At 34.2% G+C, this 6779-nt stretch carries 5 protein-coding genes; 4 read left to right on the top strand and 1 reads right to left on the bottom strand.

Going from position 1 to position 6779, the window contains the following annotated elements:
- The first annotated feature begins 142 nt into the window (after positions 1-142).
- From MUB24_RS22610 to MUB24_RS22625, 4 genes are all read left to right on the top strand, one after another.
- Positions 143-1750, top strand: coding sequence for an ABC transporter ATP-binding protein (locus MUB24_RS22610; protein ID WP_280517130.1), 1608 nt, complete (start codon positions 143-145; stop codon positions 1748-1750).
- Between the two features lie 195 nt (positions 1751-1945).
- Entirely contained in the window at positions 1946-2380 is a 435-nt protein-coding gene (locus tag MUB24_RS22615; RefSeq protein WP_244707947.1) for a hypothetical protein, read from the top strand.
- Positions 2377-4104 carry an ABC transporter ATP-binding protein gene (locus MUB24_RS22620; protein WP_244707949.1) on the top strand — a complete coding sequence of 576 codons (1728 nt, stop codon included), beginning with the start codon at positions 2377-2379 and terminating at the stop codon, positions 4102-4104. The genes MUB24_RS22615 and MUB24_RS22620 overlap by 4 nt, the downstream gene beginning before the upstream one ends.
- 23 nt (positions 4105-4127) lie before the next feature.
- Positions 4128-4274: an adenylyl-sulfate kinase gene (locus MUB24_RS22625; protein WP_244707952.1), complete on the top strand. Its 147-nt coding sequence runs from the start codon at positions 4128-4130 to the stop codon at positions 4272-4274.
- A 368-nt stretch (positions 4275-4642) separates the two neighbouring features.
- Here MUB24_RS22625 and MUB24_RS22630 read toward each other — a convergent pair whose 3' ends face one another.
- Positions 4643-6640, bottom strand: a complete 1998-nt coding sequence (locus tag MUB24_RS22630; RefSeq protein ID WP_244707954.1) for a penicillin-binding transpeptidase domain-containing protein — start codon at positions 6638-6640, stop codon at positions 4643-4645.
- Positions 6641-6779: the final 139 nt, after the last annotated feature.

Genomic DNA, 6779 nt, shown 5'->3' on the forward strand with positions numbered 1-6779 from the left:
CGTTATAATCTTCTTGAAAATCTCTCATAAAGCTATCATCTCCTAGGTATTTTCGTAGTTTCTACCCAGTATTGACAGCTGTATGAGATTTTAAACTAAACATTAAATAGCGAGGAAGCAAAAGTTTATTTTTTTCTTCTCATTGGTTAGCGCTGCAACTATTATGCTAACCTTCCTACTACCTTTAGTCTATCGAATTTTTATCGATGACGTGGTAGTGGGTGGGAAGTTTACTTTATTTTTTACCAATGTATTAATCGGGTATGGCTTCATACAATTAGTAAAGGTGGGATTAAGCTATCTTTCTATGTATTATAACAATCGATTGAGCTATCATTTATTATACAAAATAAAAAATAAAATCTTCGGTAATTATGTACGCGAAGATATTAAGGAAGAATCAACAAAATCGGTTGCTGATGTAAAAATGAACATTGAAGATGATACTAAGTTTCTTAAAGAATTTATTGAAAAACAAATGGTCGATTATTTCATCTCTGTATTTTCAATCATTATAGCGTGTATTTTTTTATTTTCTGTTTCCTGGCAACTTTCACTTATTGCTGTAGCTATCATTCCTATTACTATATGGTTTGATCTTTTTATTAGTAATAAGGAAAAGAATATTGTGAATTTAAACCGTAAGAATGATGAGGAAATGACGTCTTGGTTTCATGAAGTGATTAGAGGTTGGAAAGAGATTAAAGCATTTAATCTGGAAAGATATGAGAAAAAGAAATATGTGAAATTTTTAAATATATTTGCGAAATACCATACGAAAACAATAAATTATTTCGTTATTCGTTATTTAGTGATGCCATGGGTTAAAGAAAAGTTTGTCATGCAGATATTGTTATATTTTGTAGGAGGTATTTTTGTTATTCAAGGACGATTGACGATTGGTATGTTATTGATGTTTGTTCAATACAATACAATTTTATCTGATTCGGTGAATAAAGTTTCGTCAACTGAAGGGGATTTGCTAAGTCAAAAAACAATTATTGATAGAATAATCAATGTTCTGTCCATAAAAGCTGTAGAGAATAAAAACAAAATAGTAGATGAAGTAAACGATATAAAAATTCAACAAGTTAGCTATCGCTATCCTAACCAAAATCACTATGTTCTAAAAGAAGTGAATCTGTCAATAAGTAAAGGAGAAAGAGTTGTTATTTATGGTAGTAGCGGAGCAGGAAAAAGTACACTAGTAAAATTAATTACGGGAATTGTAGATCCTTCTCAAGGAGATGTGTATTATTCGGGATATAGACTGAGAGATGTTGATAAGAAGTCACTTTATAGGAAAATAGGTTATGTTATGCAAGATTCAATCTTGTTTAATATGTCTATCAGAGAATACTTTCAATTGATTAAGCCTAAAGCAACTGAAGAAGAAATGAAGGTGTCGTGTCAAAAAGCACAAATTTACGATTTAATAAGAAAGCTTCCAGATTACTTTGATACTAATCTTGGTGAAGGGGGAAGTAAGATATCAGGAGGTCAGAAACAACGAATAATTTTGGCGGGACAAATATTAAAAAATGCCGACGTTATCATTCTAGATGAAGCAACCAGGCATCTAGAGCAACAAACAGAGGATATTCTTTACAAAGAGCTGGATGACTTTTTCAAAGATAAGATGATTATCTACATCTCTCATCGTAAGCCAAATGTTGCTTTTGGTAGCAGGTTTATCCAAGTACATAATGGGTGTGTAATAGAAAGAGAAGCGTTTTATGTAAATAATTAAAATAGCACAAGTAATAATCGAATATATAAATTTTGGGAAAGTTGATCTTTGAAAATTGTATTAATGATTGTTAAAATCTTCTTGTGTAATTTACCAAGCATCAAAAGGAAAAAACACTGTACTTGCCTTGGTTATGAGCCCCCCAGTTTTAGTGATGTTTTCATATGTTAAATATAATACGAGGGAAGAAAGTAGATGAAAAAGCAACTATTTTTGGGAAAGAGATACGCTCGTCTTATGACTGGATCATATTTACCATTCACAATTTATCTCACATTTTTTATAGTGATTATTTTAATCGCGACCATGTCGGTAAGTACGAACGTAGTGCAAACCTATCCGTGTTCGATTATCAATAAGTCTGATTTCTGGGTCATAGAATTTGAAAATAGTGAACCTATGCTTTCCAAAAATTTTTATCTTTATACAGATAAAAATTTGAATCAATATAAACTTACAGTTGATGAAGTATCTCATGAAGATAACCTTACTCGAATCTACGTGTCAGAACCTAAGTTTTTGGAAGATCCTACTTTCGAATTTGAAAAAAAACAGGTATTTATTGAAATACCAATTGGAGAAAAATCATTGTTAAGGCGAATGATCCCGTTAGGAGATGACACTTTATGAAAAACGAAGACTCTCATTTCGGTATAATTGCAAGTTTTACTTTTTTATCAAAATATATACGAAAGTATAAACGGAGTTTTGTCTTATTTTCTATTGGTTGGTTTACTGAAGGAATATTACAGTTAATGCTCCCCATTTTGTTTGGTGTTTTAATAGATGAAATGGTGTATTACAAAAATTTAGACACTTTTTTTAATATAAGCCTAGTTATACTGTTATTTTCTTTGTTTCTATGTTCTCTATATTTTGTGATTTACACTTTTTTTAATCATATAGTCGGTAAATATACATTTGATATTAAGATGGATTTGTATGATCATCTTATGTCATTAAGAAATGAATACGTAAATGAAGCAAAATCTGGAGATATTATTACAACTATTCAAACTTACACGAACGAGTGTGTGATGATCATTACTAGAAACTTGGTTTATACCTTTTATAGCACTTTAATGATAGTATTGTTTAGTACCTATATTATTTTGGTGAATTGGAAGATCGGAGTAATATTTTTAATATTTGTACCGATTTCTGCGTTTATAACGCTAAAGAGTGGAAAAATTACTAGAAGATATTCAAGTAAATACCGTACTGAATATGGAAAATATGTGGGATGGCTCTTTGATATTTTAAATGGAAATAGAGAAATTAAACTATTAGGGGCTCAGAATTTCATAAGAAGGATATTTATACGGAATCAAAAAAAATTATTTCAGCTTGAGATTAAGAAATCGGTGGCTAATCTGCACTTATCAAATCTCGTAGAAGTTATAAACACTTGTATGCAATTAGCTATATTTGGTATAGGTGCTTATTTTACCATTAATGGAAGCTTAACTGTGGGCTCTTTAATTGTTATTGTAGCATTTTTTACAGAAATTAATAACAATATTGTCTATCTGCATAGTTATTATGTAGACTTACAGGACAGATTGACAGCAGTAAAGTATATTAAAAATTTTAAAGACAGACCAGTTGAAAGTGAAGCTGGAAAGAAAAAATTATGTGTACATCGAGGAGAAGTTGAATTCAAAAATATTGGATTTTCATATTCCGGTTCTACCATTTTTAATAATTTTTCGATGCTGATTAGACCTGGTGAAAAGGTGGCACTTGTTGGAGAGAGTGGAAGTGGGAAAACAACATTAGTAAACATGCTGATTGCGTTTTTTAAACCTGATAGAGGATCAATCTACATTGATGGCTGTGATATTGCGGAATATACTCTTAAATCAATAAGAGAAAGTATTGGCTTTGTTCAGCAGAATACATTTATTTTTGATGGAACTATTCGAGATAATATTAAGTTAGGAAATTTAAAGGCAACAGAAAACGAAATTACAGAAGCTTGTGAAAAAACTGGAGTCTTATCTTTTGTAAAGAATTTAGATAATGGGCTTGAAACCGTTATTGGAAGTAAGGGAATACAATTATCGGGAGGACAAAAGCAGCTAATAGCTATTACACGAATTTATTTAAAGAATCCACCCATTGTTGTTCTCGATGAAGCAACAAGTTCTCTTGATAAAGAGACTGAGCACAAGTTAATTGATTCTTGGGAACGTGTATTTTTCAATAAAACTCTTATCGTAATTTCACATAATATTGCATCAGTTAACAAATGCAATAGGGTGATAATGATTGAAAAAGGGAAAGTTGTAGAAGAGGGATCACCTAAGAATATGTACTCAAACGAGCGATTTAAGGAACTTTTTGCAATTTGATATACCAGTTAGGATGGATATATATGAAAGTGTATTGGATCACAGGATTATCTGGAGTCGGTAAAACGACGGTGGCCAAAATGCTATATGAAAACTTAAAGTTAAATAGCGCAGTTGTATTACTTGATGGTGATATTTTGAGAAAAGTGTTTGGCTCAGATCTCGGTTGATACTGATATGATCTAATTTATAGACAACTACTGTGTCATCTTTACGCAAAATTTTAAGGAGCTCATCTAACTGAGACGGTGTTTGCTTTTTTCCGATTCTTTTTCTTCGAAAATCTGCTCCATTTAAAAGTGGTTCAATGCATCAAGTTGTAATAACAATGACTGGGCTTGCGTACGCACCCTTGAAACGGGAAGCGTAATTCAATAATAATATCAGAGAATTACCCAAAATAATAAAAAGCCCCTTTGCCGTTTTTGGCATAAGGGGACTAACTAAAAAGTTAGCGTTACTTTGTAGTAAAAATTTGAAGGGTTACACCGAACTTGTCCGTTACCATTCCATAAGCCGGGCTAAAATAAATTTCTAATTACCGTGTTTCTTTAAAAATATTTTTGACATGTTCGATAGCGCCTGCGGAGCCACCTTCTTGAACCATTAAGGCAATGACGAGATCAGGTTTTTCCGGATTATAGGCAACAAACCAGCCGTTTTCTTTTCCTTCTATTCCTTGCTCAGCCTTTTCATATTCGGCGGTCCCCGTTTTTCCAGCCAATGGAAAGCCTTCTAATCTAGCTCCACGTGCTGTCCCTTCATCTACAACTTTGCGAAGAGCAGCCGATAAATGGTTGGCTTGATCTTCAGTCAGGAGATCCTTTTTCCAAATTTGCCCTTTATCTTCCTTTGCTTCCAAAATCGGCTTGACCATATTTCCTTTATGGACAAAAGTAGAATACGTCGTTGCCAAATGGAGGACACTCATTTCAATTTGGCCTTGCCCATAACTAGAATCCGCTAAGGCAATATCTGAACCAATCTCCCCAAAGGTTGATTGATGCATCGGGTAGACATAAGGCATGTCCTCAGCAAAGCCAAAGTTCTTCAAGCCTGCCTCAAATTTTTCTTTCCCAAGTTCAATCGTTTTTTGTGCAAAATAAATATTATCGGAATAGATCAATGCCTTTTCTAAATCAATCGGTACGCCTGGATCACTTACACGTTTCACTTCATATTTGCCCCAGGACTTATCCTTTTGCCAACCCTTTCCATTAATGGTTAACGCCTGATCCCAAGTGATCGTTCCGTTTTTAAGACCGATAGCTGCTGTGATCGGCTTTAAAACGGAACCGGGCGCAAAAGCGGAATTAAATCGATTGAGCATCGGTTGTTTTGGATCATCTTGTAATTTTTTCCACTGATCATTGGTTGCTCCGAGCGTTAATACATTTGGATCATAAGCTGGGCTGCTGACAAGGGCTAATGTTTCACCTGTAGTTGGATCGATCGCTGCGGCAGCTCCCGGCTTCCCTTGCAATTCGTCATAAATCGTGGTCTGGAGGGCACTATCAATCGTGAGTTCAACATCCTCCCCATTTTGCACCTCTTTTTCTGCAAGAATTTTCTCGCTACCATCCTCCTTCTTGATGATAATTTGTACACCTGGTTCGCCTCTTAATCGATCTTCAAAAACAAGCTCTAAACCGCGTTTGCCAATCATATCTGTACTTGTATACCCTTTATCCTTATGTTTTTCCAAATCCTCCGCTGTAACAGGTGATAAATTTCCAGTTAAGTGGGCGGCACGTTCTCCAAGTGGATAGATCCTTGCCTCTACATTTGCTACTTGAACACCTGGGAGGGCTAGTAATTTCTCGCGTAATTCCGTATTATTTGCTGATATTGTCTTGATGGGTACGAAAAGATCAGGTTTTACCCAAGCTTGATTTAAAGCATCCTCAATCTCTTTCTCACTAATCCCTAATAATTTAGCCATCTGTTGGATTACTTGTGTATCTTTTCCTTCCATTTTTTTGGGAACAAGTCCAATTTGACTGCCTGTGCCATTTTCAGCAAGGGCAATGCCATTGCGGTCAAGAATCGCACCTCGGATTGGTGGGATCGTTGGAACGGAAATTTTATCTCCTTCTTCTAAATCGGGAAAAATAAAAGTGGTATCCCATTTCATTCGCCATTCCGTCGTCTTCTTATCATCGTCTTCTTCTTTCACCCAGTTAGCCTGCTGATCGAAAGCAATTTCACCAGCAAGGCTATTCATTTTCACATGAAAAGGAAATTTGATTTTTTTTGCTTTTTTATCTGTTTCTGTCTCTGGTTTTGTGTATTGAATCGATAATTTTTGAATCTCTAAATCCTTGTAGATTTTGTTATAACGATCTACAAAATCTTTCTTTGCCACATTTTTCTTTGTCTCTGTTGTTAAATAATCATACATTTTGTCAAAATCTTGACTTTCCCAAAGTTTTACATATTCCGCAAAGCAATCTTCGGGTTTCGTTACCTTGTCACTGCATCCTGAAATAACAGCGATCAAGAAGATCAATAAAATAAGAAACCATCCTTTTTTCACATTTGCACCCCCTAGGATTAATTCGTATTGTCAAAACTTATATAGTAAAAAGTTAATATAACCTTGATTTAAGAGGGCTTATAAAGAAAAAACTTGCCACCCCCTAAAAATCTAAGGATAATTGAGGTTACCAGACCAC

The organism is Lederbergia sp. NSJ-179 (assembly GCF_022867885.1).
In the GTDB taxonomy this organism is placed as follows: Bacteria; Bacillota; Bacilli; order Bacillales; family Bacillaceae_C; genus Lederbergia.

Excerpts from the sequence above, each read along its gene's own strand:
- MUB24_RS22615 (WP_244707947.1), top strand. The coding sequence starts at position 1,946 with ATGAAAAAGCAACTATTTTTGGGAAAGAGATACGCTCGTCTTATGACT.
- MUB24_RS22620 (WP_244707949.1), top strand. The coding sequence starts at position 2,377 with ATGAAAAACGAAGACTCTCATTTCGGTATAATTGCAAGTTTTACTTTT.
- MUB24_RS22625 (WP_244707952.1), top strand. The coding sequence starts at position 4,128 with ATGAAAGTGTATTGGATCACAGGATTATCTGGAGTCGGTAAAACGACG.